This window comes from Oleiphilus sp. HI0117 (assembly GCF_001635235.1).
In genome coordinates this window covers 1-1,006 of the sequence record NZ_LWGA01001395.1, presented here as the reverse complement: position 1 = coordinate 1,006, position 1,006 = coordinate 1, and the positions used below count along the sequence as shown (strand labels likewise).

At 48.9% G+C, this 1,006-nt stretch carries 1 protein-coding gene; it reads right to left on the bottom strand.

The features are described from left to right. Positions 1-181: 181 nt before the first annotated feature. Positions 182-1,006, bottom strand: an 825-nt coding sequence (locus tag A3757_RS23690; RefSeq protein WP_304439217.1) for an ATP-dependent helicase C-terminal domain-containing protein, incomplete at its 5' end; no start/stop codon positions are given.

The window sequence follows — 1,006 nt, the reverse complement described above, 5'->3', positions numbered from 1 at the left end:
GCCTTATGGCGGAGTGAAAGACAGCGGCCTGGGTCGTGAAGGTATTAAGTATGCAATCGAAGACATGACTGAACAACGTTTACTGGTGATTCGCACGCCATAAATTGGATATATGATGCCCATAGGCAGAGGGTTTCATCCCCCTTGCGAGCCTCGGATGGATCTGCACAGGTTTTGGGCTTCACTTTCGCTTTATCGAACGTCCGGCTTTTTCTTCTAATGGCTTATCTGGCCATCTGTGTTTGGGGTAGCGGCCCTTCATACCCTTAGCGACTTCAAAGTAAGAGCTGTTCCAAAAGTTAGCGAGATCACTGGTGGTCTGGATAGGCCTCCTGGCCGGTGACAGCAATTCAAAACGTAAGGGAACGCGACCTTCAGCCAGGGTCGGAGAGCTTAGCTCGCCAAACACCTCTTGAAGCACAACTGAAACTGTTGGGCCTTGGTCACTGTCGTAGCGAATTGGAACACGTTTCTGACTTGGTGTTTGGTAATGCGTTGGGGCTTCGCTTTCGATGCGCTGCTGATCATTCCAGTCCAGGCAGCTTTTCACTAGCTCAAGAATGTTTACTTTTTTAAGTGCGTTCATACTGCTGACGCTAGATAAATAGGGTAGCAGCCAAGTCTCGATATCGTCGATTAAGCTTTGTTTTGACAAGCTTGGGAAGTTTTCAAGGTGTTGTCCTAGCCAGCTTGCTCGGGCCAGCCAGTCATCGCATTGCTGCGTCCAGTTTAAAACGCTTAAGCCTTGTTTCTTGACCAGCTGAGCCAGGCATTGGGTGAAGGCATCGTTTGGAATATTGCTGATGACTTGGCTATCTATGGTAATCGCGCCAATACGGGTTTGCATAGAGCCCGTTATTTTCTGCGTTTTAGGGTTGATCTCGAAACGTTCTTCTTCGTTGATATGCTCGGACAAGACTTCGAGAGCTGAGGCTTTGTCAATGGCTGCCGCGCTATAAATCCGGCCCTCTTTCTTCTGTGCATCGCAGTCAGCAATGACTAACCA